This is a genomic window from Duganella fentianensis, from assembly GCF_964031615.1.
GTDB classification, from domain to species: domain Bacteria; phylum Pseudomonadota; class Gammaproteobacteria; order Burkholderiales; family Burkholderiaceae_D; genus Rugamonas; species Rugamonas fentianensis_A.
In genome coordinates this window covers 183605-204941 of sequence record NZ_CAXIQN010000018.1, presented here as the reverse complement: position 1 = coordinate 204941, position 21337 = coordinate 183605, and the positions used below count along the sequence as shown (strand labels likewise).

The window sequence follows — 21337 nt, the reverse complement described above, 5'->3', positions numbered from 1 at the left end:
AAGCACAATTTAGTACCCCAATAAATCCGAAGAAATCATCCGAAGAGCGGGTCAGAATTCGGTGCAAATTACGGGTCAGAATCAAATGCAAACTAACAGAAGGTGGATTTGCCAAGTCTGAATACGATTATGAAAAAGCCTCAATCGGTGTCCGATTGAAAGAATTCCCGGATGTCCATCTCTCGATCATGTCCTTAAAAAACGGAGACTTCCTCGTCGAAGGTGACGATATCGAAGACCGGATGAAAGAGGCACAGGAGGACACACCCCACGGTCCTGGCACATGGTACTCAAGAGTCGACTTTCTGCGCCGCGCGCCGCGCCAGATCGCGCACTGGAAAGGCTCGGAAGTGCTGGCTCACTTGCCGCCGCAGAAAACTGCTACTGAATCGCATGAATTCCACTTTACCAGCAGCGGTGCGAAGAACGATCGCTACTACACCCGCCTCGACATCGAACTTAATACTGGCGTCAAAGGCAACCGTCAGGGCGCCGTCCATACCAGCTTGAACGACACCGAGGCCGTGGCGCTCTGGGACAAACTCCTTTCAACACTACAAATCCGTCCCTACCATTAGAACTCAGTACGCGCCACGAACGCACTGACAGCAATTTCGCCCCTTAACCTTACGCCACCGCGAGCAACGCTTCGATGCCCTTTGTTTCAATCAGCTGTAACAGCTTCGCCGCCGCACCAGTCGGATGCTTATGCGCACTTTCCGATTCCCACTTCTGCACTGTCGATACACTCACATTGAGTACCGCTGCAAATACTGATTGACTCATACGGGCATGTTCTACTCTGATTTCCATCACCCGACCAGGCGGATATTGCGGCGGTGTGGAGCATAGGTGAGAAATCAGGCAGAGATCCTTTTTGGAGAGCAATCCACTCTGATTCAATCCTTGTGCAGTCTCGAGCAACTCGCTCAGAACCCGTCGCTGCGCCCCATCATTTGGGCTCATCTTTGCCATCACAAATCTCCTCGAGTTTTCCTGCCAGCACCAGACTATCTAGCTGGTCGGGATTGAGCGTATGAAAACCAGCCGCAACCATTCTCGCCACCTCAACTTCAACGAGGCTAAAATCATAGCCAGCATCACTCTTCTTGCGGCCTGTCAGAAACACAATCGAATACGCACTTCTCTTTGCAATCAGTACTCGCGTGGAACCCCGCTTACCATGTCCGGAAACCGCTACTCTCTTCTTGCATACGCCACCACCTAAGTCTGCATCCCAGATCCCCGCAGCGACCTCCCTAGCAGCCAAGCATAAGACCGCATCCGATAACAGGCCTCCTGCCCAACGGGCAAAGGTTTTAGTTTTGAACACGCGTTTTTCTCCAGCCGAAGTAACCATAGCACATAGTGCAATAGCACGTAAGAGTCATCGTGGCTAACAGCTTATTGCCGTCGCTCATACTAACGCTGGTGAAAGCTCAAGCGGAAAACGAAAAATGGGAGAAAAAACTGGCTGGAAAAGACAAAAGCCGCTGATACCTGACGATATCAACGGCTTGGAATTTGGTTGCGGGGACAGGATTTGAACCTGTGACCTTCGGGTTATGAGCCCGACGAGCTGCCAGACTGCTCCACCCCGCGTCTGATGCGAGTATTATAGGCTAGATCAGCAGTTTAGGCAATATTAATCCTGAAATCGCTGACGATAGCCCGAATAAATGCAGCCATAAGCCCCTCGCGGCCATGCCGTAGCGGTCCCATTCAGTGTAAAGTAGCTGGCGTGAGCATCCTTACTATCGCTGGCTATCCTCTATGAAATTCTGTTCCGAATGCGCCTCCCCTGTCAGTCTGAAGATTCCGGCAGGTGACAACCGCCCCCGCTACGTCTGCGATAGCTGCGACGCGATCCATTACCAGAATCCGAAAATGGTACTGGGCACGGTGCCCGTGTGGGAACAGGATGGCGAGCTCAAGGTGCTGCTGTGCAAGCGCGCCATCGAGCCGCGCTATGGCTACTGGACGCTGCCGGCCGGCTTCATGGAAAACGATGAAACCACGGGCGAAGCAGCGCTGCGCGAAACCCGCGAGGAAGCCGGTGCCAACGTCACGCTAGGCAAGCTGTACACCCTGCTCAACGTCGCGCGCGTCCATCAGGTGCACATGTTCTATCTGGCAACCCTGCAGAATCTGGATTTCGCCCCCGGCGAAGAAAGCCTCGACGTGCAGATGTTCAGCGAGAACGAAATCCCGTGGGACGATCTGGCTTTCCCCACCATTCAGACCACACTGGAACTGTTCTTTGCCGATCGCGCCAAAATCCGCGCCGGTGGCGACTACGGTTTCCACACGCAGGATCTGACCCGCCCCATGCGCTCGGACGCCGCCACCAAGTGATCCCCTGGCTAGACCACGATACGCCCTTCCCTGACGTTAGCACGGCGCTGACGCAGGACGCGCCCGGCCTGCTGGCAGCCGGTGCCGATCTGTCGCCCCAGCGTTTGCTGCTGGCCTATCAGCACGGCATCTTCCCATGGTTCTCGGAAGGCCAGCCCATCCTGTGGTGGAGCACCGATCCGCGCATGGTGCTGAAGACGGAACAGTTCCGCATCACCGACAGCCTCAGAAAAACCCTGCGCAAGGTGGAAAAGGACCGGCTGGCCGGTGGTCGCTGGCAAGTGCGCTTCGACAGCGCCTTCGAGCAAGTGATGCGGTCCTGCGCCGCACCGCGCAAAGACGGCCCCGGCACGTGGATTTCGGAAGACATCATCGCCGGCTATTGCGGCCTGCACCGGCTCGGCTACGCCCACTCGGCCGAAGTCTGGCTGGACGGGCAACTGGTGGGCGGTGCCTATGGCGTATCGATCGGGCAGATGTTTTATGGCGAATCGATGTTCGCCCGCGTCACCGATGCCTCCAAGATCGCCCTCGCCTATCTGGTGGCCTTCCTGCGCCAGCATGGCGTGCAGATGATCGACTGCCAGCAGGAGACGGGCCATCTGGCCTCGCTGGGCGCCGCCCCTATCAGCCGCGCGGCGTTTCTGGCGCATCTACGCCACAGCATCACGCTGCCGCAGATCCGCGACTGGCAAGTGATTGCACCGCTGCCCGCAGCCAGTTAAGCTAGCCATACGCATAGCGCAAGCGACAGCGCAAACCTGCCGCTTGCGCTATCATGGATTCCAACCGAACCGTGCCCGACAGGACGTGCATGACGCAACTCAACGAATTGCCATTTGCCACGCTGCAGTTTTATACGACAGCGCCCTATCCGTGCAGCTATCTCGATGCACGGCAGGCTCGTTCGCAGGTAGCCACGCCTTCGCACCTGATCAACGCCGATGTGTATTCCGAACTGGTGCGCAACGGTTTCCGCCGCAGCGGCATCTTCACCTACCGGCCATATTGCGATGGCTGTCAGGCCTGCATCCCCGTGCGCGTGGTCAGCCAGCAGTTCCAGCCCAACCGTAACCAGCGCCGCGCTTGGGCGCGCCACAGCGACCTGATCGCCTCGGTGGCGGCACTGGCCTTCTCGGACGAGCACTACGAACTGTATCTGCGCTACCAGAACCGCCGCCATGCGGGCGGCGGCATGGATCAGGATAGCCGCGACCAGTACGCCCAGTTTCTGCTGCAAAGCCGCGTCAACACGCGGCTGGTGGAGTTCCGCGATGCCGACGGCACGCTGCGCATGGTCAGCATCATCGATGTGCTGTCCGACGGTCTGTCCTCTGTCTACACCTTCTTCGACCCCGATGTGGCCGGTGCTTCCTACGGCACTTACAACATTCTGTGGCAAATTGCCCAGACGCAGGACCTGCAGCTGCCCTATGTGTATCTGGGCTACTGGATACGCCAGAGTCCGAAAATGTCCTACAAAACCAACTTCCAGCCACTGGAAGCGCGCATCAAAGGCCACTGGAGCGTGCTGGACGCCTGATAAAATACGGGCTAAACATCAACCGAGCCCTGCCCATGTCCGCACACTCCCTGTACTCCCTAACCCGTCCTCTGCTGTTTTCCATGGATCCGGAAGCAGCCCACAACTTCACCCTGCCTGCGCTGAAACGCGCTCACGCGCTGGGTCTAACCAGCCTGATCAGCAAACCGGCGGCCGATCCGCGCACTGTGATGGGACTGACGTTCAACAATCCGGTCGGCCTCGCCGCCGGTCTGGACAAGGATGGCGCCTACATCGACGGGCTGGCCGCACTGGGCTTCGGCTCGATCGAAGTGGGTACCGTGACGCCGCGTCCGCAGGCGGGCAACCCCAAGCCACGTATCTTCCGCCTGCCGGCAGCGCACGCCGTCATCAACCGCATGGGCTTCAACAATGGCGGTGTGGATGCGTTTGTGGCCAACGTACAGTCGTCGCGCTTCTATCAGGACAAGCTGGGCATACTGGGCCTGAACATCGGCAAGAACGCCGATACGCCAATCGAACGCGCGGCGGACGACTACCTGCACTGTCTGGAAAAAGTCTACCCCTACGCCAGCTATGTGACGGTGAATATCTCTTCGCCGAACACCAAGAACCTGCGCCAGCTGCAGGGCGGCTCGGAACTCGATGGCCTGCTGGGCCAGCTGAAAGAGGCCCAGTCGCGTCTGGCCGACCAGCACAAGCGCTATGTGCCGCTGGCCCTGAAAATCGCCCCGGACATGGACGGCGAGCAGGTGAAGAACATCGCCGACGCGCTGATCCGCCACCGCATCGATGGCGTGATCGCCACCAACACCACGCTCAACCGCGATGCTGTCACGGGCATGCTGCACGGCGCCGAAACGGGCGGCCTGTCCGGCGCACCCGTGTTCGAGTTCTCGAACACCATCATCCGTCTGCTCAAAGCGGAACTGGGCGACGCGCTGCCGATTATCGGCGTGGGCGGTATCATGCGCGGCGAAGACGCCAAAGCCAAGATCGCCTGTGGCGCCCAGCTGGTACAACTGTATAGCGGCCTGATTTATGCAGGACCGGCGCTGGTGCGCGACTGCGCCGACGCGCTGCGCCAGCGCTAAGACCCAAACCGGAAAAGGAACAGCATGGACAAAGTACAACTGGGCCAGAGCGCCCTTGAAGTGAGCCGCATCTGCCTCGGCACCATGACCTTCGGCGAACAGAATACCGAAGCCGAAGCGCATAGCCAGCTTGATTACGCGCTCGAACGGGGCATCAACTTCATCGACACAGCGGAGATGTATCCCGTTATGCCGAATGCCGCCACGCAGGGTTCGACCGAGCGCTATATCGGCACGTGGCTGAAAAAGACGGGCGCACGCAGCAAAGTGGTACTGGCCACCAAAGCGGCCGGCCCGAACAAGCAGCTGACATGGGTACGGGGCGGCAAGCAGAACTTCGATGCGGCCAATCTGCGCGCGGCCGTAGAAACCAGTTTGCAGCGCCTGCAGACCGACCATATCGATTTATACCAATTGCACTGGCCTAGCCGTAATGTGCCGATCTTCGGCGCCAGCGTGTTCAAGCCCGACAACGAGCGCAAACACGTCGCCATCGAAGAGTCGCTGGCCGCACTGGGTGATCTGATCAAGGAAGGCAAGATCGGCGCGATCGGCGTATCGAACGAATCGTGCTGGGGCGTCAGCGAATTCATCAAGCAGTCCGAGATGAAAGGCCTGCCGCGCATTGCCACCATCCAGAACCTGTACAACCTGACGGCGCGCCATTTCGAAACCAGCCTGCTGGACGAAACCTGCTTCCGCGAGCAGGTCAGCCTGCTGGCCTACAGCCCGCTGGCGTTCGGCCAGCTCACCGCCAAGTACCACGACAATCCGCAGGCACATGGCCGCCTGACCATCTTCCCGCCGACCTGGAGCCCGCGCTACCTGCGTCCGGCCGTGCTGGAAGCGGTGGGCCGCTACGCCAAGCTGGCACGTGACCACGGGCTTACGCCAACCCAGCTGGCACTGGCGTGGTGCTACTCGCGCTGGTTCGTCGCCTCCACCATCATCGGTGCCACCAATCTGGATCAGCTCAAGCAGAATATCGACGCCTACCAGATCAAGCTGTCGGCCGAAGTCATCGCCGAAGTCGATGCCATCCACGCCAGCATTACCAATCCGGGCCAGTAATCCACTCCGCCACCGAAGGATATACATTGTATAAACAAAGCGTTTGACAGGATTTTTTTAATCCACCTACAATGGACCTCGGCAAATCAAGACGGGAGGATCTATGGAACTTTCAATTCAGAAATGGGGCAACAGTGCCGCAGTGCGGCTACCCACGGAATTGCTAGGCATCATGAAGGTGTCGCTAGGCGATAAACTCTCTGTCAATATCCAGCCGGATGGGGTTCTTCTCAAAGCCGCGCGCCCGGCCTACTCGCTGGCAGAGTTGGTGGCGCAATGCGATGCCAGTGCAGCGGAGCCGGCCGATCTCGCTGCCTGGCAAAGCGCAAAACCGGTCGGCCGAGAAACATGGTAGCGCGTAGCAAATTCGGGCGCGGCGATGTGGTAATGGTCAATCTGAATCCGACCGCAGGCCATGAGCAGCAAGGCATGCGGCCGGCACTGGTTCTGTCCACCAGCGCATTCAATGCACTAGGCACCGTGCTGGTTGCGCCTATCACTCAGGGCGGCGATTTCGCCCGTCACGCGGGTTTTGCCAGTCCACTTGCGGGCAGTGGCTGCAAAACCCAGGGCGTCGTTCTGGTCAATCAAATCCGCATGCTCGATCTGGAAGCACGCAAAGCCAAGCGGGTAGAGACGGTGCCCGAATTCGTCATTGAAGACGCGCTCGCGCGTCTGCGCGCAATTACTGATTAGCGCCGACGACCGCAGTGGACGGCTGCTGACGTGGATTTTTAATGCAGCGCCAGCACGATATCCAAAACTTGCATATCATTAGACATATCCATTCGTGGGCAATCCGCTAGCACGCTGGTAAGATTTTCTTCATCCACAACGTAGAAAGTTCGTCTCATGCGCACCCGCACCATTGCACGTCCCCTGCTGTTAAGCACCCTGATTTCCACCATCGTCATTCCTGCCTTCGCCCAGCAATTGCCGGCCGAAGGCGAACTGCAATCCGTCGTCGTTACGGGCACGTATGCCAAGAACCGCCGCACCGTCGATTCCGAATCGCCGATCGATATCATCGGCGCACGCGAACTGCAGGCTAGCGGCTCGACCGAACTGGCCACCGTGCTGGGACGGCTGCTGCCATCGATGAACTTCCCCCGTCCATCGGGCGCCGATGCCAGCGACGCCGTGCGTCCGGCCCAGCTACGCGGTCTGTCGCCCGACCAGACGCTGGTACTGGTGAACGGCAAGCGCCGTCATAGCTCCGCCGTGGTCAACGTCAACGGTACCCAAGGGCGCGGCTCGGCCCCCGTCGATCTGAATGCCATTCCCCTGTCGGCCATCGATCACATCGAAGTGCTGCGCGATGGTGCAGCCGCCCAGTATGGTTCGGATGCGATTGCCGGTGTGATCAACATCATCCTGAAAAAAGGTGCCGGTGGTGGCGATGCCGAAGTGGGCGTGGGCGAATACCAGAAACGCGACGGCAAACAGCTGACCGTGCGTGGTTCTACCGGCTTTAACCTTGGTGATCAGGGCTGGGTACGGGTGGCACTGGAAGCGGCCGACCGCGATCCGACCAACCGCGCCGGTGCCGATTTCCGCAATCCGGCCGAGCCGCGCTACGGCAAGGTCAACCAGCGCTTCGGCGATCCGGAAACCCGCCCGCGCAGCGTCTTCGTCAACAGCCAGTACCGCGTCAACGACGATATCGACTGGTACGCCTTCGCCAACTATGGCCAACGCAACACCTCTGCTGCGGCAACGTGGCGCACTGCGCTAGTCAGTGGCGCCCAGCGCACCCCGCTGTATCCGGAAGGCTTCCTGCCGCTGGAGAACAGCGAATCGCAGGACACCTCGCTGGTGACGGGTCTGCGCGGCGAAGCTGCCGGATGGCGCTGGGACGTCAGCCTGAACTACGGCCGCAACGAATTCCAGCTCGACCTCGATCACACCGTCAACCAGACACTGGGCGCAGCCAGCCCGACCCACTTCTACGCGGGCAAGCTGCTCAACACCCAGCAACTGTTCAACGTAGATCTGGCACGCGAATATCCTGTCGCAGCCTTCAGCGGCCCGCTGACGGTGGCAGTAGGCGCCGAAGCACGCCACGAAAGCTACGAGATCGGCGCAGGCGACGAAGCTTCCTACATCGGCACGGGTGCGCAGGGCTTCTCCGGCTTCCGTCCCGTCAATGCTGGGCGCAACAGCCGCCATAACGAATCGGTGTACCTGAATCTGGAAGCCGATGTGACGCGCCAGTTCTCCACGTCGGCCGCGCTGCGCCATGAACGCTACAGTGATTTCGGCAGCACCACTTCGGCCAAGGGATCGGCGCGCTATGCCTTCAGCGAGGCGTTCTCGCTGCGCGGTACGGCTTCGTCGGGCTTCCGCGCACCGTCGCTGGCGCAGCAGTTCTACACCATCACCACCACCAACTTCTCGGTAGTGAATGGCGTGAATACGCCGATCGAGACGGGAACATTCGCCGTGGGTAGCGCTGCCGCCGCAGCGCTGGGAGCGACCCCGCTGAAAGCGGAGAAAGCCCGTAACTACAGCCTCGGTTTGCAGTTCTCCCCGCTCACTAACTGGAGCACCACGGTGGATGCCTACCGTATCGACATCGATGACCGTATCGCCCTGTCGGCCAATATGACGCTGTCGCCCGCGCTGCAGGCAGCACTGGCCAAGCAGAACATCCTGGTGGGTGCAGGCCGCTACTTCACCAACGCCATCGATACCCGCACCACCGGCGTGGATGTGGTGAGCACCTATCGTCTCGATCTGGCCAGTGCTGGCCGCTACGATCTGACGCTGGCCTACAACCACAACAAGAACTCGCTCGAGCATGTGAATGCCAACCCGGCCATCCTCACGGCCAACAACCTGACGCTGATCGACCGCCAGACCATCAACCGTCTGACAGTCGGCTCGCCCAAGGACAAACTGAGTCTGGCAACGGATGCCAACTGGGGCGCATGGTCGGCACGTGGCGTAGTCACCCGCTACGGCAGCTTCACGGTCCCGCAGAACAACGCCACGCTGGATCAGACCTATGATCCGCAGTGGGTGCTGGATCTGTCCACTAGCGTCAAACTGAATAAGAACTGGCGTCTGAGTGCGGGCATCGATAACGTCACCAACCGCTATCCCGATCAGGTCACCTCGGCCGGTAACCTGAACAACAACGGCATCAACCCGTATAGCGGCTTTGCACCGAACGGCTTCAATGGCCGCTACTACTATGCCAAGGCGGCCTATAACTGGTAAGCCCGGGACGTAAAAAGCCGGCAAGCGGGAATTCCCTGCTTGCCGGCTTTTTTATTTATCGAACCAGTTTTCTAACGCTTCTAGCGTACTTGCATGGGGTGCAAGGGGGCGGAAATTCTTACCTCGCTATGCGGCTAATTCCCCGCCATTCATTGCCGCATCAATATCGGCGCGGGTCAGCTCGGGAGCGAACTGCTGGATGAAGTGGTAGGCATACGATCTCAAATAGGCGCCGCGGCGCACCGCTAGCCGCGTGGTGTTCTGCGCAAACAAATGCGACGCTTCCACTGCCCGCATACCCTTGTCGCGGCCATGATCGAACGCCATCGAAGCGACGATACCCACACCGAGGCCCAGCGCCACATACTGCTTGATCACGTCCGAGTCCATCGCCGTCAGCACGATATCGGGCTTCACGCCGGCCTGCGAAAACGCCGCATCGATGTGGCCGCGCCCCGTGAAACCAACGTCGTAGGTAATCAGCGGGAACTCGGCCAGATCTTCCAGCCGGATCGGGCTGCGTGCCAGCAGCGGGTGGCCATCTGGCACCACGATCAGGTGGCTCCAGCGGTAGCAAGGGAAGGACACCAGATCTGGGAACTGCGACAGACCTTCGGTGGCGATACCGATATCCGTCTTGCCCGACAAAATCCACTCGGCAATGTGCTCCGGTGCGCTCTGTTGCAGAGCGATGCGCACTTCAGGATAGGCTGTGCGGAAGCTCTGCACCACTTTCGGCAGTGCATAACGCGCCTGCGTGTGGGTGGCGGCCACACTCAATGTGCCGCTCTGCTGCCCCGTGTATTCAAGGCTGGCCTGCTGCAGATTTTCTGCTTCGATCAGCAAGCGGTCGATAATTTTCAGGATGCCTTTGCCCGGCTCCGTCATGCCCGTCAGGCGCTTGCCGTTACGCTCGAAAATCACCACGCCCAGTTCATCTTCCAGTTCGCGGATCTGGCGGCTCACACCGGGCTGCGAAGTGAACAGCGCATTCGCCACTTCCGTCAGGTTGTAGCCGCGCCGTGCTGCTTCGCGGATGGAGCGCAATTGCTGGAAATTCATATCGCCACTCCTGCATCGACGAACACCTGCAGGCGCTTAGGCCGCACCACCAGCGTTTCGCCTTCGCGCAATTGCAGCGCGCTATAGCGCTCGTTACCCAGCACGGCTTCGATCAGTTCGCCCGTATCGGCGCGTTCCAGTTCCAGCTGCGCCAGCGGGCCGATGGCGTGACCACGCAGCAGCTTGACGACGATGCCTTCCGCACCGGGCGTATAGCGTTCGATTTCCAGATCATGGGGGCGCACATAGGCCGTGCCCTTGCCCGCATGGCCGGCCTGCTCAGGCACAGCAAAGCTGACATCGCCACTCGCCAGCACGCCATCCTGCACGCGGCCATGGAACATGTTCACATTCCCGAGGAAGCTGTACACGAATGGCGAAGCAGGATGGTTGTAGACCTGATCGGGTGCGCCGATCTGCTCCACCTGCCCTTTGTTCATCAGCACCACCTGATCCGCTACTTCCAGCGCCTCTTCCTGATCGTGCGTGACGAAGATCGAGGTCACATGCAATTCATCGTGCAGACGGCGCAGCCAGCGGCGCAGTTCCTTGCGCACCTTGGCATCGAGCGCACCAAACGGTTCGTCCAGCAGCAGCACGCGCGGCTCCACCGCCAGTGCGCGCGCCAGCGCGATACGCTGACGCTGGCCGCCGGACAGTTGCGGCGGATAGCGGTCGGCCAGCCAGTCCAGCTGCACCAGTTCCAGCAGCGACTTTACTTTGGCGCGGATCTGCTCTTCCGACGGACGCTGGGCACGCGGCTTGACACGCAGGCCAAAAGCCACGTTCTCGAACACCGTCATGTGCTTGAACAGCGCATAGTGCTGGAACACGAAACCCACCTGACGCTCGCGCACATGGCGCTGCGAAGCGTCTTCCGCATCGAGCAGCACCTGACCGGCATCCGGATGTTCAAGGCCGGCGATGATACGCAGCAGCGTGGTCTTGCCGCAGCCGGAAGGCCCCAGCAGCGCGGTTAGTTCGCCATTCGGAAAATCCAGCGACACATTATTCAGGGCGGTGAATTCGCCGAAACGCTTATGGATGTTTTTAACTGCTATCGTCATGATTACTCCGTAGTGCGAACATCGTCCGCGCGATTTTCATTCAGGCGCCAGGCGACAAAGGTTTTCAGTGCCAGCGTGACCAGTGCCAGCAGCGCCAACAGGGAAGCCACGGCAAAGGCGGCCGCAAAGTTGTATTCGTTGTAGAGGATCTCTACCTGCAGCGGGATGGTGTTGGTTTCGCCGCGGATATGGCCGGACACCACCGACACGGCACCGAACTCGCCCATGGCACGGGCATTACACAGAATCACGCCATACAGCAGACCCCATTTGATATTCGGCAGCGTGACACGACGGAAGGTATCCCAGCCCGACGCGCCCAGTACGATGGCCGCTTCTTCTTCTTCGCTGCCCTGTGCCTGCATCAGCGGAATCAGTTCGCGCGCCACGAATGGGAAGGTAACGAAGATGGTGGCCAGCACGATGCCCGGCACGGCAAACAGAATCTTGATTTCATGTTCCTGCAGCCACGGCCCGAACCAGCCCTGCGCGCCGAACAGCAGCACGTAAATCAGACCGGAGATTACGGGCGAAACGGAGAACGGCAAATCGATCAGCGTGAGCAGTATGCTCTTGCCGCGGAAATCGAATTTGGCGATACACCACGATGCCGCCACACCGAATACCAGATTCAGCGGCACGGCGATCACGGCCGTCAGCAAAGTCAGCTTGATCGCTGCCAGCGCATCTTCTTCCACGATGGCCGCCGCGTAGGCATCCCAGCCCTTGCGCAAGGCTTCGACAAACACGGCCACCAGCGGCACAAACAGGAACAGCGTGAGGAAGGTCAGCGCCACGGCGATCAGCACACCGCGTACCCAGCGCGGTTCCAGTATCTGCGGTGGCGAAGGCAGTTCGCCACGACGCACAGGCGTATTCGGCAAGGCGCTCATGCTTTGCCTCCTTTGCCGCGTGCCCAGGCCTGCAGCAGGTTAATACTGAGCAGCATAAGGAAGGACACCACCAGCATCACCACGGCGATCGCCGTCGCACCGGCATAGTCATATTGTTCCAGCTTGGTGATGATGAACAGCGGCGTGATCTCGGAAATCATCGGCATATTGCCGGCGATGAAAATCACCGAACCGAATTCGCCGGTGGCACGAGCAAACGCCAGCGCAAAACCCGTCATCAGCGATGGCAGGATGGTGGGAAATACCACGCGGGTAAAGGTCTGCAGCGCGCTGGCGCCCAGACTGGCGGCCGCTTCTTCCAGTTCGCGTTCGGCGTCTTCCAGCACGGGCTGTACGGTACGCACCACGAACGGCAAGCCGATGAAGGTCAGCGCAATCACCACACCGATAGGCGTGAACGCCACTTTCAGACCGAACTGCCCCTCCAGCACGCGGCCGAACCAGCCGTTGGCCGAATACAGCGCCGTCAGCGTGATGCCGGCCACCGCGGTCGGCAGCGCGAACGGCAGATCGACCAGTGCATCGACTATGCGTTTGCCGGGGAATTCGTAGCGTACCAGCACCCATGCCACCACCAGACCGAATACGGCGTTGATGGCGGCACCCAGCAGCGAGGCGCCGAAGGTCAGACGGTAGGATGCCATCACGCGCTCGTTGGTGACGGCATGCCAGAAGCCGTCCCAGCTCAGGGTGAAGGTCTTGAGGAAAACCGCCGACAGCGGAATCAGCACGATCAGGGTCAGATACAGGATCGTGAACCCCAGCGACAGCCGGAAGCCCGGCATGACGCGGAATGGTGCGCCCTGCTTGACTAGCGCGGGCGCAGCGAGAACTGCAGACATAGATGCTCCCTTATTACAAATTCTTCTATAAGGGCGTCATATTCTCACTGATGCTTCATAATCCAAACGAAGCTTTTATCATTTAATTAGACGTTTCTGCTATATAGCTGAGCGCTAGCGCTTCAAGACACCAGCTTGGCCGCCACGGCCACCAGCGTGAAGGCCAGCAGGCCGCGCAGCAGGCGTTCCGGCACGGCACGCGCCGCATACGAGCCGATGGTAATACCGGGCACAGAGCCCACCAGCAAGGTCAGCAGCAGGCTCCAGTCAATCGAGCCCAGCCACCAGTGCCCCACGGCCGCAATCGCCGTCAGCGGCACCGCATAGGCGATGTCCGTACCGGCCACTTCGGCTGGCGTCAGGCGCGGATACAGCATCACCAGCAAGGTTGCGCCGATGGCACCGGCACCGATGGAGGAAATGGTGACCAGCGTGCCCAGTACGGCACCGGAAATGATGGTGGCCCACACCAGTTTATCGCCCTGCAACTGGCGATCAGGGTGAGCATTAATCCATGCCAGCATTTTGCGGCGGAACAGAATCGCCACCACCGTCAGCATGACGGAACCGGCGATCATGTAGCGGATGATCTGGCCGATTTCCTTGTTGAGTGTACCGAAGTGTTTGAGGGAATAGCTTGCCAGCAGGGCAGCCGGCAAGGCGCCCAGACACAGACGGCGCACGATTTCCCAGTGCACCGTGCCGCGCAGGCGATGAGTGAACGTGCCCACGCCTTTGGTGAGCGAAGCAAAGGCCAGATCGGTACCGACGGCCACGGCGGGCGAGACCCCGAACAGCAGCGTCAGCAGCGGCGTCATCAGCGAACCACCGCCCACGCCCGTCATTCCGACCAGCAGACCGACACCAAAACCCGATGCGACAAACGACAAATCCATACATTCCCCCAAGAGTAGACCGCAGGGTACAGACTCTTGGGGGAGAACCAAACAACGCAGTTTTTATTTGCTTATGCGTTATTTGTTAGGCTGTGGCGTCACGCGCAGGTAAGGACGGGCTGCCGTATAGCCTTTCGGATACTTTTGCTTGAGCACTTCCGGGTCCTGCACTGTCAGTGGAATGATGACATCATCGCCATCTTTCCAGTTGCCGGGCGTGGCCACCGTGTAGCCATCCGTCAGCTGCAAGGCATCGATCACGCGCAGCACTTCATCGAAATTACGCCCTGTGCTCATCGGGTAGGTGATGTTCAGGCGCACTTTTTTGGCCGGATCGATCACGAACAGCGTGCGCACGGTGGCGGTAGCGGAAGCGTTCGGGTGGATCATGTCGTACAACGTCGATACCTTGCGGTCGGCATCGGCAATGATGGGGAAGCCCACCACCGTGTTCTGCGTCGCTTCGATATCGGCGATCCACTCCTTGTGCGATTCGGCCGGATCGACCGACAGCGCGATGGCCTTGACGTTGCGCTTGTCGAATTCCGGTTTTAGCTTGGCCGTCAGGCCCAGTTCGGTGGTGCAGACCGGCGTGAAATCAGCCGGATGGGAAAACAGCACTACCCACGAATCGCCTGCCCACTCATGGAAACGCAGCGGTCCGATGGAAGAGTCCTGCTCGAAATCAGGGGCGATATCGCCCAGTCGTATGGTCATATTCTGCTCCAGATCGTCATCAGTTACACACAGAAATCATAGGCTACAGCCCTCTTATTCTGCGCCTTTTCTGCTAAAAAATACAATGTTTCCAAGCCTTGGGGCCAGTCACCGAGATTCGACTCGGCATTGATGTGGCCCAGCGCTCCCGCATCGACCAGCACACTGTTCCAGCGTTGCGCCCAGTCGCCGGCTTTCTCCAGCGTCATCCACGGATCGTTGCGGCTCCCCACCACGATAGAGGGCACGGGCAGTGCCTGCTGCGGCAACTGGGCCGCCACCTTGAACTTGTCCGGATCAGCCGGCGCCACCAGCAGCACACCCGCCACACCGGCCGGATGACGCGCCACGCTGTGCACACTGGCCAGCGCGCCGAAGCTGTGCGCCACAATCAGCACTGGCCGGCTATCACGGCCATGCTGACGGTGATGATCGATACGGCTGGCCCAGCGATCCAGATCAGGCTGGGCCCAGTCTTCCTGCCGCACCCGCTCGAAAGCGGGATTGTGCAGCTGCCAGCGACTTTGCCAGTGGCCCGGCCCGCTGTTATGCAGACCGGGGGCAATCAGCACGCGAAATTGGTCGAGTGGGCTAGCCATGATTATTTCGGCTGATAGATCTGATCGAACAGGCCACCGTCCGCGAAGTGGGTCTTTTGCGCCTTGGTCCAGTCGCCGGCCACCTGTGCCAGCGTGAACAGCTTCACGTTAGGGAACTGGTTGGCATATTTCTTGGCGTACTTGTCGACCACCGGACGGTAGTAGTTCTTGGCGATGATGTCCTGCGCTTCATCCGTGTAGAGGAAGTTCAGATAGGCTTCCGCTACTTTGCGGGTGCCGCGTTTGTCCACCACCTTGTCCACTACCGCTACTGGCGGCTCGGCCAGTATCGAGACAGAGGGCGCGACGATATCGAACTTGGTCGGGCCCAGTTCCTTGATCGCCAGCAGCGCTTCGTTTTCCCATGCGATCAGCACGTCACCGATACCCCGTTCGACGAAGGTGGTGGTGGCACCGCGTGCACCGGAATCGAGCACCGGCACGTTTTTGTACAGCTTGCTCAGGAATTCCTTGGCCGAAGCTTCGCTACCGCCCGGCTGGCGCAGGGCGTAGCCATAGGCAGCCAAGTGGTTCCAGCGCGCGCCGCCGGAAGTCTTAGGATTCGGCGTAATCACGGCCACACCCGGCTTGACCAGATCGCTCCAATCCTTGATGCCCTTAGGATTGCCTTTACGTACAAGGAACACGATGGTCGAGGTGTAAGGCGTGCTGTTGTGGGAGAGTTTTTTCTGCCAGTCGGCACCCAGCAGTTTGTGCTCGGCGATGGCATCGATATCGTAGGCCAGCGCCAGCGACACCACATCCGCTTCCAGACCATCGATCACGGCACGGCCCTGCTTGCCGGAACCACCGTGCGACTGCTTGATTTTCACCGTGTCGCCCGTCTTGGCTTTCCACTGTTTGGCAAATTCAACGTTGACGTCCTGATACAGTTCGCGGGTCGGGTCGTAGGAAACGTTGAGCAGAGAGATTTCTGCTGCCAGTGCAGGAACGGCAGCGGACAGAGCAAAGACAGCAGCAGCGATAATTTTTTTGGACAGCATAGGATTCCCCTGTGAATGAAGGTCTCCAGATTAATGCTGTCCTTTATAATTTAAAACGAAGCTTTTAGCAGTTCAATATACCAAAACTTCATATACCATCACAGAAAGCGATCGGTCAGCACCACGCCCCATGCTGCTGCCGCCAGCAAACAGGCCAGCAACACGGCAGCACTGCCGAAATCCTTGGCATTTTTGGACAGCGGATGGCGCTCCAGCGACACCCTATCCACCACGGCTTCGATCGACGAATTAATCAATTCCACGATCAGGATCAGCACCAGCACGCCGATCAGCAGCAGTTTTTCAAACGCCGAGATGCGCAGCGCCAATGCAATCGCGCTACCTACCACCAGCAACGCCACTTCCTGCCGGAAAGCCGCCTCGTGGCGCCACGCCGAACGGAAACCATCGCGCGAATAGCGCAGAGCGGCAAACAGCCGCTTCAGACCCGGTTTGCTTTTGAATTCACTGGTAGGTTGCATGGATTTGCCACATTAGAAGGATGCCTCATTATGCATTATTTCACATTGTTTTCACATTGTGGTATAAAGAAGTCATCGCATACCGCACCGCACCAACCACATCATGAAAATCGAACCGGTAACCGAACAAAAAACCACCATACAGGTGATCGAACGTATGGTGGCTTTACTCGATGCTCTGGCCAAATATCCCGACCCTGTCAGCCTTAAAGAACTTTCCAAAGTCTCGGGGCTACACCCTTCCACCGCACACCGGATTCTGAACGATCTGGTACTCACCCGCTTCGTTGACCGGATCGAACCGGGCACCTACCGGCTCGGTATGCGGCTGCTGGAACTGGGCAACGTGGTCAAGAGCCGCCTGTCTGTGCGGGAGGCAGCCGTGGACTTTATGCGTGCACTGCACAAAAGAACCCAGCAGACCATCAATTTATCAGTTCGTCAGGGCGACGAAATCGTCTATATCGACCGTTCTTTCTCGGAGCGTTCGGGCATGCAGGTGGTTCGCGCCATCGGTGGCCGCGCCCCACTGCACCTGACCTCGACGGGCAAACTGTTCCTGTCGGTGGATGAGCCCAAAGCCATCCGCGCCTACGCCACCCGTACGGGACTGGCCGGCCACAACAAGAACTCGATTACGGATCTGCCGAAACTGGAGCGGGAACTGAATCTGGTGAAGTCGCGCGGCTATGCGCGCGATAACGAAGAACTGGAACTGGGCGTGCGCTGCATGGCCGCCGGCATCCACGACGACAGCGGCAAGCTGATTGCCGGCCTGTCCATCTCGGCACCGGCCGACCGTCTACAGGAAGAGTGGCTGGAAGATCTGGTCACCACGGCCAACCAGATCTCCGCCACGCTCGGTTACATCCCCGTCGAATAAGAAGGCGAGCTAAGCGCTGCAGGCTTGAGCGCTTCCAGCCACTTGCGCATGCGGCCCGCATCGGCTGCACGCGCCTGCTTGCCCTTGGAATCGAGGAACACCATGATCACGGCACGGCCTTCGATCACGGCCTGCATCATCAGGCAGCGCCCTGCCTCGTTGATGAAGCCCGTTTTCTGCAGGCCGATCGACCAGTCAGGGCTGGCCACCAGATGGTTGGTGGTACCGAACTGCATAGGCTTGCCATTGGCTTCCACGATGGCTTTCACATCGGTCGAATACTGGCGCAGCAGCGGCTGCTGGTAGGCGGCCATGGCCAGCTTGGCCAGATCGCGCGCACTGGCCACATTCATCTTGGACAGGCCGCTGGAATCCACATAATGGGTATCCGTCATGCCCAGCTCGCGCGCCTTGGCATTCATGGCTTCCACGAAGGCCGGCTTACCACCGGGATAGTGGCGCCCCAGCGCCGAGGCAGCACGGTTTTCCGAACTCATCAGCGCGATGTGCAGCATATTCGCGCGGGTCAGCTTGCTGCCCACTTTCAGACGCGAACTGCTGAATTTCTCGCGGTCCACATCCTCATCCGTCACCGTCAGGACTTCATCCATGTCCTGCCCTGCTTCGACCACCACCAATCCCGTCATCATCTTGGTAATGGAGGCAATCGGCAGCGCCACATCGGAATTCTTTTCGAACAGCACTTCGGCATTCGACTGGTCGAGCACCAGCGCCACATTCGATTTCAGATCAAGCGGATCATGGGTCTGGCTCAGACCGGCCAGATCGCCCATGGTCGGCACCGCAGGTGCTGCCACCATCATGCGCTGGTAGACCACCTTGCGCTTGCCATTGACCATCATCACACGCTTGACCGTGCGCTCGGCCGAGGCGGCCGCCACCACTTTGCTACTCTGCGCCTTGGACTTCTTGCCATGCTTCTTGGCCGCGCCACCATGGGCCGCGTGCGCCACACCGGAAACCAGCATCAGTGCGATCAGCGCACCGCCTGCTTTGGAAATGAGCGTTCTTTTAACCATTCCTATCCCCGTTTAACCTAATCAACAACGCTATTCAACAACGAGCAATTACTTGCAGTTTAGCAAATTGCTAAGCCAGCACAAGCCTTGCCCCTATAAAACTATTCGACAAATTTCACAAACTCTTGAAGCGCCATGCGCTCCGTCTGCAAACTATTTTCTACCTTGCTGTGATCAGCATAGCCCAGTGCCATGCCACACACCACAGTTTCCTGATCCGGTAACTGCAATTGTTCCGTAATAATCCGGTGATACTGGGTAAATGCAGCCTGCGGGCAGGTATCCAGACCACGGCCGCGGGCTGCCACCATGATGTTCTGCAGGAACATGCCGTAGTCCAGCCACGATCCTTGCTCCATCACACGATCGATGGTGAAAATCAGCCCCACGGGCGCACCGAAGAAATCGTAATTTTTGCCATGCTGTGCCGCCATGCCGGCCTTGTTGTCGCGCGTCAGTCCCAGCAGCGCATACAGATCCCAGCCCACCTTGCGACGGCGGTCGATGAACGGCGACACCCACTGGCTCGGGTAGTAGGCATATTCTTCCGTGTGCTGGGCGGCCACGGCCGGATCGTTGTGGGCGGCCAGAATGGCAGCAGTCAGCTGGGCCTTGCGCTGGCCCGTCAGCACATACACTTTCCATGGCTGGGTGTTGGTGCCGGACGGTGCCCGCCCTGCCACCTGCAGCAGTTGTTCGATATCTTCGCGTGCCACTTCCTGCGGCAGGTAGGCGCGGATCGAGCGGCGGCTGGTAATCGCGGCATCAACGGCCTGCTGGGTAGAACTGGAAATCATACGGTCTCGCTCATAGTGCGCACGGGCGCTAGTTAGGTTTCTTCACGACAAATATAACACCAGTCACGGCCAAACCCATCCCCAGAATACCGAGGCTATTAAAGGCTTCACCGAACATCAGCCATGCCATGATGGCCGTGGTGGGCGGGGTCAGATACATCAGACTGGTCACTTCCGTGGCGTGGCTGCGGCGGATCAGGGCAAACAGCAGGAAGATGGCGCCGATCGACAGGCCCAGCACCGACCATAGCAAGGCAGCGAGGAAGCGCGGCGTCCACTGCACCGCAGCAAAATCTGGCCCCAGTCCTTCCAGCCAGACGGCCAGCGGCAAGACTAGCAACAAAGAAGCCGAGAACTGGATCACCGTACCCGTACGTAGATCAAATTGGGCGCAATAACGTTTCTGGTACAGCGTACCCGCCGTGATCGACAGCAATGCCAGCACGCATAACAGAATCGCCGGCGTGGTCAGGCCGACCAAGCGGATTTTAGCGGCCACCACCAGTGCCACCCCACCCAGCCCGAAGACCAGCCCCAGCCACTGACGGGGACGTACCCGTTCGCCGATCAAGCGGGCCGACAGTGCCGTCAGAATAGGCTGCATTCCCACGATCAGGGCGGACAACCCAGCCGGCATCCCCTGCTTGATGGCGCACCAGACCCCGATCAGATAACCGGCTTGCACCAGCAACCCTGCCAGCGCGATATGGCCTATGCGGCCATGCGGCCACGGCGCCCGCAACAGCAGCACAGCCGGTACTAGGAACAGCAGAACACCGAGAAAACGCAGCACCAGAAACGTCAGCGGCGGCGCATACGGCAGGCCGAACTTGGCGACGATGAAACCGCTACTCCACAGCAGCACAAAAAACAGCGGCAATGGCGACAGAAAAGAAGCGCGTGCTGCGCTGCGTGATGGTGGGCTGGCAGTAGTCATCGTACGAGTCTAACACGGCCGCGCACACCCTGTGCCTAGCTCTACGAGATGTCAATATTACATGCTTTGATGCAACGCACAAAAAATGCTTGACTTAATTTTTGAAGCCCGTAGAATTCGCCTTGTTGCGTTGCACAATATGTTGTTCGGTCTGAAACGTCGCTGCTTTGTTTCTAACCGGCTATAAGAAACAGCAGTACCCACAAAATACCCTACTACTGGAGAAACACATGTTTTCGATCCCTGAGCAATTTTCCAATGCGACCAAAGCTAACTTTGAATCGCAATTCGCTATTTTCTCGGCCCTGACCAACAAAGCTTTCGAAGGCGTAGAAAAATTCGTCGACCTGAACCTGAACGCTGCCAAAGCATCGCTGGAAGAGTCGTCGGCTACCGCCAAGCAACTGCTGGCTGCCAAAGACCCACAGGAATTCTTCTCGCTGGCCACCGCACAAGCTCAGCCAGCCGCTGAAAAAACCTTGGCCTACGGCCGTCATCTGGCCAGCATCGCTTCGAGCACTGGCGCCGAGTTCAGCAAAGCTGCTGAAACCCAGATCGCTGAAACCAACCGTAAAGTGATCTCGCTGGTTGACGAAGTGAGCAAAAACGCCCCAGCCGGCACCGAAAACGCTGTAGCCGCATTCAAATCGGCCATCGGCAATGCCAACGCCGGCTACGAGCAGTTCGCCAAAACCGCCAAGCAAGCTGTTGAATCGCTGGAATCGAACCTGAACCAGGCTGTTAGCCAGTTCAGCGCCGCTGCTACCAAAGCAACTGCCAAGAAATAATACTTCTCAACCTACGCGGTTGATCGCCCCGGCCCTGCCGGG

At 59.0% G+C, this 21337-nt stretch carries 25 protein-coding genes and 1 tRNA gene; 11 read left to right on the top strand and 15 right to left on the bottom strand.

The window, feature by feature from the left end; all coding sequences use genetic code 11:
- A partial coding sequence (locus ABNT42_RS12645; RefSeq protein ID WP_348697441.1) for a T6SS immunity protein Tli4 family protein occupies positions 1 to 578 on the top strand: 578 nt, incomplete at its 5' end.
- 49 nt (positions 579 to 627) lie between these two features.
- Here the strand turns inward: ABNT42_RS12645 and ABNT42_RS12640 are convergent.
- From ABNT42_RS12640 to ABNT42_RS12630, 3 genes are all read right to left on the bottom strand, one after another.
- A complete protein-coding gene (locus ABNT42_RS12640; protein WP_348697440.1) occupies positions 628 to 975 on the bottom strand; it encodes a helix-turn-helix domain-containing protein in 348 nt (115 codons plus the stop codon).
- Positions 953 to 1333, bottom strand: coding sequence for a type II toxin-antitoxin system RelE/ParE family toxin (locus ABNT42_RS12635; RefSeq protein WP_348697439.1), 381 nt, complete (start codon positions 1331 to 1333; stop codon positions 953 to 955). The genes ABNT42_RS12640 and ABNT42_RS12635 overlap by 23 nt, the downstream gene beginning before the upstream one ends.
- A gap of 192 nt (positions 1334 to 1525) precedes the next feature.
- Positions 1526 to 1602 (bottom strand) — tRNA-Met (locus ABNT42_RS12630).
- Positions 1603 to 1773: 171 nt separating this feature from the next.
- On the opposite strand from ABNT42_RS12630, the gene ABNT42_RS12625 reads away from it, so the two are divergent.
- The 8 genes from ABNT42_RS12625 to ABNT42_RS12590 all read left to right on the top strand — a co-directional run bounded on the left by ABNT42_RS12625 (position 1774) and on the right by ABNT42_RS12590 (position 9267).
- Entirely contained in the window at positions 1774 to 2355 is a 582-nt protein-coding gene (locus ABNT42_RS12625; protein WP_348697437.1) for an NUDIX hydrolase, read from the top strand.
- Positions 2352 to 3080: a leucyl/phenylalanyl-tRNA--protein transferase gene (aat, locus tag ABNT42_RS12620; RefSeq protein ID WP_348697436.1), complete on the top strand. Its 729-nt coding sequence runs from the start codon at positions 2352 to 2354 to the stop codon at positions 3078 to 3080. The genes ABNT42_RS12625 and aat overlap by 4 nt, the downstream gene beginning before the upstream one ends.
- A gap of 89 nt (positions 3081 to 3169) precedes the next feature.
- A complete protein-coding gene (locus ABNT42_RS12615) occupies positions 3170 to 3898 on the top strand; it encodes an arginyltransferase (RefSeq protein ID WP_348697434.1) in 729 nt (242 codons plus the stop codon).
- A gap of 35 nt (positions 3899 to 3933) precedes the next feature.
- Positions 3934 to 4974, top strand: coding sequence for a quinone-dependent dihydroorotate dehydrogenase (locus ABNT42_RS12610; protein ID WP_348697433.1), 1041 nt, complete (start codon positions 3934 to 3936; stop codon positions 4972 to 4974).
- A gap of 24 nt (positions 4975 to 4998) precedes the next feature.
- Positions 4999 to 6045 (top strand): aldo/keto reductase, encoded by a 1047-nt coding sequence (locus tag ABNT42_RS12605; RefSeq protein ID WP_348697432.1) that lies wholly within the window; start codon positions 4999 to 5001, stop codon positions 6043 to 6045.
- Positions 6046 to 6148: 103 nt separating this feature from the next.
- Entirely contained in the window at positions 6149 to 6400 is a 252-nt protein-coding gene (locus ABNT42_RS12600; RefSeq protein WP_348697430.1) for a PbsX family transcriptional regulator, read from the top strand.
- On the top strand, positions 6394 to 6741 hold the full coding sequence (locus ABNT42_RS12595; RefSeq protein WP_348697428.1) for a type II toxin-antitoxin system ChpB family toxin: 348 nt from the start codon (positions 6394 to 6396) through the stop codon (positions 6739 to 6741). Before ABNT42_RS12600 ends, ABNT42_RS12595 begins: the two co-directional genes overlap by 7 nt.
- Before the next feature lie 156 nt (positions 6742 to 6897).
- A complete protein-coding gene (locus ABNT42_RS12590; RefSeq protein ID WP_348697426.1) occupies positions 6898 to 9267 on the top strand; it encodes a TonB-dependent receptor in 2370 nt (789 codons plus the stop codon).
- 126 nt (positions 9268 to 9393) lie between these two features.
- Here ABNT42_RS12590 and ABNT42_RS12585 read toward each other — a convergent pair whose 3' ends face one another.
- The 9 genes from ABNT42_RS12585 to ABNT42_RS12545 all read right to left on the bottom strand — a co-directional run bounded on the left by ABNT42_RS12585 (position 9394) and on the right by ABNT42_RS12545 (position 16850).
- Positions 9394 to 10329, bottom strand: a complete 936-nt coding sequence (locus tag ABNT42_RS12585; RefSeq protein ID WP_348697424.1) for a CysB family HTH-type transcriptional regulator — start codon at positions 10327 to 10329, stop codon at positions 9394 to 9396.
- Complete coding sequence (locus ABNT42_RS12580; protein WP_348697422.1) at positions 10326 to 11396, bottom strand: sulfate ABC transporter ATP-binding protein; 1071 nt, start codon at positions 11394 to 11396, stop codon at positions 10326 to 10328. The genes ABNT42_RS12585 and ABNT42_RS12580 overlap by 4 nt, the downstream gene beginning before the upstream one ends.
- 2 nt (positions 11397 to 11398) lie before the next feature.
- On the bottom strand, positions 11399 to 12289 hold the full coding sequence (cysW, locus tag ABNT42_RS12575) for a sulfate ABC transporter permease subunit CysW (RefSeq protein WP_348697420.1): 891 nt from the start codon (positions 12287 to 12289) through the stop codon (positions 11399 to 11401).
- A complete protein-coding gene (cysT, locus tag ABNT42_RS12570) occupies positions 12286 to 13152 on the bottom strand; it encodes a sulfate ABC transporter permease subunit CysT (RefSeq protein ID WP_348697418.1) in 867 nt (288 codons plus the stop codon). Before cysT ends, cysW begins: the two co-directional genes overlap by 4 nt.
- Before the next feature lie 122 nt (positions 13153 to 13274).
- Complete coding sequence (locus ABNT42_RS12565; protein ID WP_348697416.1) at positions 13275 to 14048, bottom strand: sulfite exporter TauE/SafE family protein; 774 nt, start codon at positions 14046 to 14048, stop codon at positions 13275 to 13277.
- 78 nt (positions 14049 to 14126) lie between these two features.
- A complete protein-coding gene (locus ABNT42_RS12560) occupies positions 14127 to 14765 on the bottom strand; it encodes a peroxiredoxin (RefSeq protein ID WP_155433193.1) in 639 nt (212 codons plus the stop codon).
- Between the two features lie 23 nt (positions 14766 to 14788).
- Positions 14789 to 15364 carry an alpha/beta hydrolase gene (locus ABNT42_RS12555; RefSeq protein ID WP_348697411.1) on the bottom strand — a complete coding sequence of 192 codons (576 nt, stop codon included), beginning with the start codon at positions 15362 to 15364 and terminating at the stop codon, positions 14789 to 14791.
- 2 nt (positions 15365 to 15366) lie between these two features.
- Entirely contained in the window at positions 15367 to 16368 is a 1002-nt protein-coding gene (locus ABNT42_RS12550; protein WP_348697408.1) for a sulfate ABC transporter substrate-binding protein, read from the bottom strand.
- 98 nt (positions 16369 to 16466) lie between these two features.
- Positions 16467 to 16850, bottom strand: coding sequence for a diacylglycerol kinase (locus tag ABNT42_RS12545; protein ID WP_348697405.1), 384 nt, complete (start codon positions 16848 to 16850; stop codon positions 16467 to 16469).
- A 103-nt stretch (positions 16851 to 16953) separates the two neighbouring features.
- Here ABNT42_RS12545 and ABNT42_RS12540 point away from each other — a divergent pair, with 103 nt between their 5' ends.
- Positions 16954 to 17733 carry an IclR family transcriptional regulator gene (locus ABNT42_RS12540; RefSeq protein WP_348697400.1) on the top strand — a complete coding sequence of 260 codons (780 nt, stop codon included), beginning with the start codon at positions 16954 to 16956 and terminating at the stop codon, positions 17731 to 17733.
- Here ABNT42_RS12540 and pbpG read toward each other — a convergent pair.
- From pbpG to ABNT42_RS12525, 3 genes are all read right to left on the bottom strand, one after another.
- Complete coding sequence (gene pbpG, locus ABNT42_RS12535) at positions 17715 to 18722, bottom strand: D-alanyl-D-alanine endopeptidase (protein WP_348697448.1); 1008 nt, start codon at positions 18720 to 18722, stop codon at positions 17715 to 17717. The two genes, ABNT42_RS12540 and pbpG, sit on opposite strands and share 19 nt — an antisense overlap.
- 152 nt (positions 18723 to 18874) lie before the next feature.
- Positions 18875 to 19570 (bottom strand): nitroreductase, encoded by a 696-nt coding sequence (locus ABNT42_RS12530; RefSeq protein ID WP_348697399.1) that lies wholly within the window; start codon positions 19568 to 19570, stop codon positions 18875 to 18877.
- A gap of 28 nt (positions 19571 to 19598) precedes the next feature.
- Entirely contained in the window at positions 19599 to 20507 is a 909-nt protein-coding gene (locus ABNT42_RS12525; RefSeq protein ID WP_348697397.1) for a DMT family transporter, read from the bottom strand.
- A gap of 230 nt (positions 20508 to 20737) precedes the next feature.
- Here ABNT42_RS12525 and ABNT42_RS12520 point away from each other — a divergent pair, with 230 nt between their 5' ends.
- A complete protein-coding gene (locus tag ABNT42_RS12520) occupies positions 20738 to 21295 on the top strand; it encodes a phasin family protein (protein ID WP_348697396.1) in 558 nt (185 codons plus the stop codon).
- The last annotated feature ends 42 nt before the right edge of the window (positions 21296 to 21337 follow it).

Bases quoted from the DNA above. Each gene is read 5' to 3' on its own strand.
- ABNT42_RS12530 (WP_348697399.1), bottom strand. From the start codon at position 19,570: ATGATTTCCAGTTCTACCCAGCAGGCCGTTGATGCCGCGATTACCAGC.
- ABNT42_RS12550 (WP_348697408.1), bottom strand. From the start codon at position 16,368: ATGCTGTCCAAAAAAATTATCGCTGCTGCTGTCTTTGCTCTGTCCGCT.
- cysT (WP_348697418.1), bottom strand. From the start codon at position 13,152: ATGTCTGCAGTTCTCGCTGCGCCCGCGCTAGTCAAGCAGGGCGCACCA.
- ABNT42_RS12565 (WP_348697416.1), bottom strand. From the start codon at position 14,048: ATGGATTTGTCGTTTGTCGCATCGGGTTTTGGTGTCGGTCTGCTGGTC.
- ABNT42_RS12560 (WP_155433193.1), bottom strand. From the start codon at position 14,765: ATGACCATACGACTGGGCGATATCGCCCCTGATTTCGAGCAGGACTCT.
- ABNT42_RS12595 (WP_348697428.1), top strand. From the start codon at position 6,394: ATGGTAGCGCGTAGCAAATTCGGGCGCGGCGATGTGGTAATGGTCAAT.
- ABNT42_RS12625 (WP_348697437.1), top strand. From the start codon at position 1,774: ATGAAATTCTGTTCCGAATGCGCCTCCCCTGTCAGTCTGAAGATTCCG.
- pbpG (WP_348697448.1), bottom strand. From the start codon at position 18,722: ATGCTGGTTTCCGGTGTGGCGCACGCGGCCCATGGTGGCGCGGCCAAG.
- ABNT42_RS12545 (WP_348697405.1), bottom strand. From the start codon at position 16,850: ATGCAACCTACCAGTGAATTCAAAAGCAAACCGGGTCTGAAGCGGCTG.
- ABNT42_RS12610 (WP_348697433.1), top strand. From the start codon at position 3,934: ATGTCCGCACACTCCCTGTACTCCCTAACCCGTCCTCTGCTGTTTTCC.
- ABNT42_RS12640 (WP_348697440.1), bottom strand. From the start codon at position 975: ATGGCAAAGATGAGCCCAAATGATGGGGCGCAGCGACGGGTTCTGAGC.
- ABNT42_RS12520 (WP_348697396.1), top strand. From the start codon at position 20,738: ATGTTTTCGATCCCTGAGCAATTTTCCAATGCGACCAAAGCTAACTTT.
- ABNT42_RS12555 (WP_348697411.1), bottom strand. From the start codon at position 15,364: ATGGCTAGCCCACTCGACCAATTTCGCGTGCTGATTGCCCCCGGTCTG.
- ABNT42_RS12605 (WP_348697432.1), top strand. From the start codon at position 4,999: ATGGACAAAGTACAACTGGGCCAGAGCGCCCTTGAAGTGAGCCGCATC.
- ABNT42_RS12590 (WP_348697426.1), top strand. From the start codon at position 6,898: ATGCGCACCCGCACCATTGCACGTCCCCTGCTGTTAAGCACCCTGATT.
- cysW (WP_348697420.1), bottom strand. From the start codon at position 12,289: ATGAGCGCCTTGCCGAATACGCCTGTGCGTCGTGGCGAACTGCCTTCG.
- ABNT42_RS12540 (WP_348697400.1), top strand. From the start codon at position 16,954: ATGAAAATCGAACCGGTAACCGAACAAAAAACCACCATACAGGTGATC.
- ABNT42_RS12585 (WP_348697424.1), bottom strand. From the start codon at position 10,329: ATGAATTTCCAGCAATTGCGCTCCATCCGCGAAGCAGCACGGCGCGGC.
- ABNT42_RS12525 (WP_348697397.1), bottom strand. From the start codon at position 20,507: ATGACTACTGCCAGCCCACCATCACGCAGCGCAGCACGCGCTTCTTTT.
- ABNT42_RS12580 (WP_348697422.1), bottom strand. From the start codon at position 11,396: ATGACGATAGCAGTTAAAAACATCCATAAGCGTTTCGGCGAATTCACC.
- ABNT42_RS12615 (WP_348697434.1), top strand. From the start codon at position 3,170: ATGACGCAACTCAACGAATTGCCATTTGCCACGCTGCAGTTTTATACG.
- ABNT42_RS12600 (WP_348697430.1), top strand. From the start codon at position 6,149: ATGGAACTTTCAATTCAGAAATGGGGCAACAGTGCCGCAGTGCGGCTA.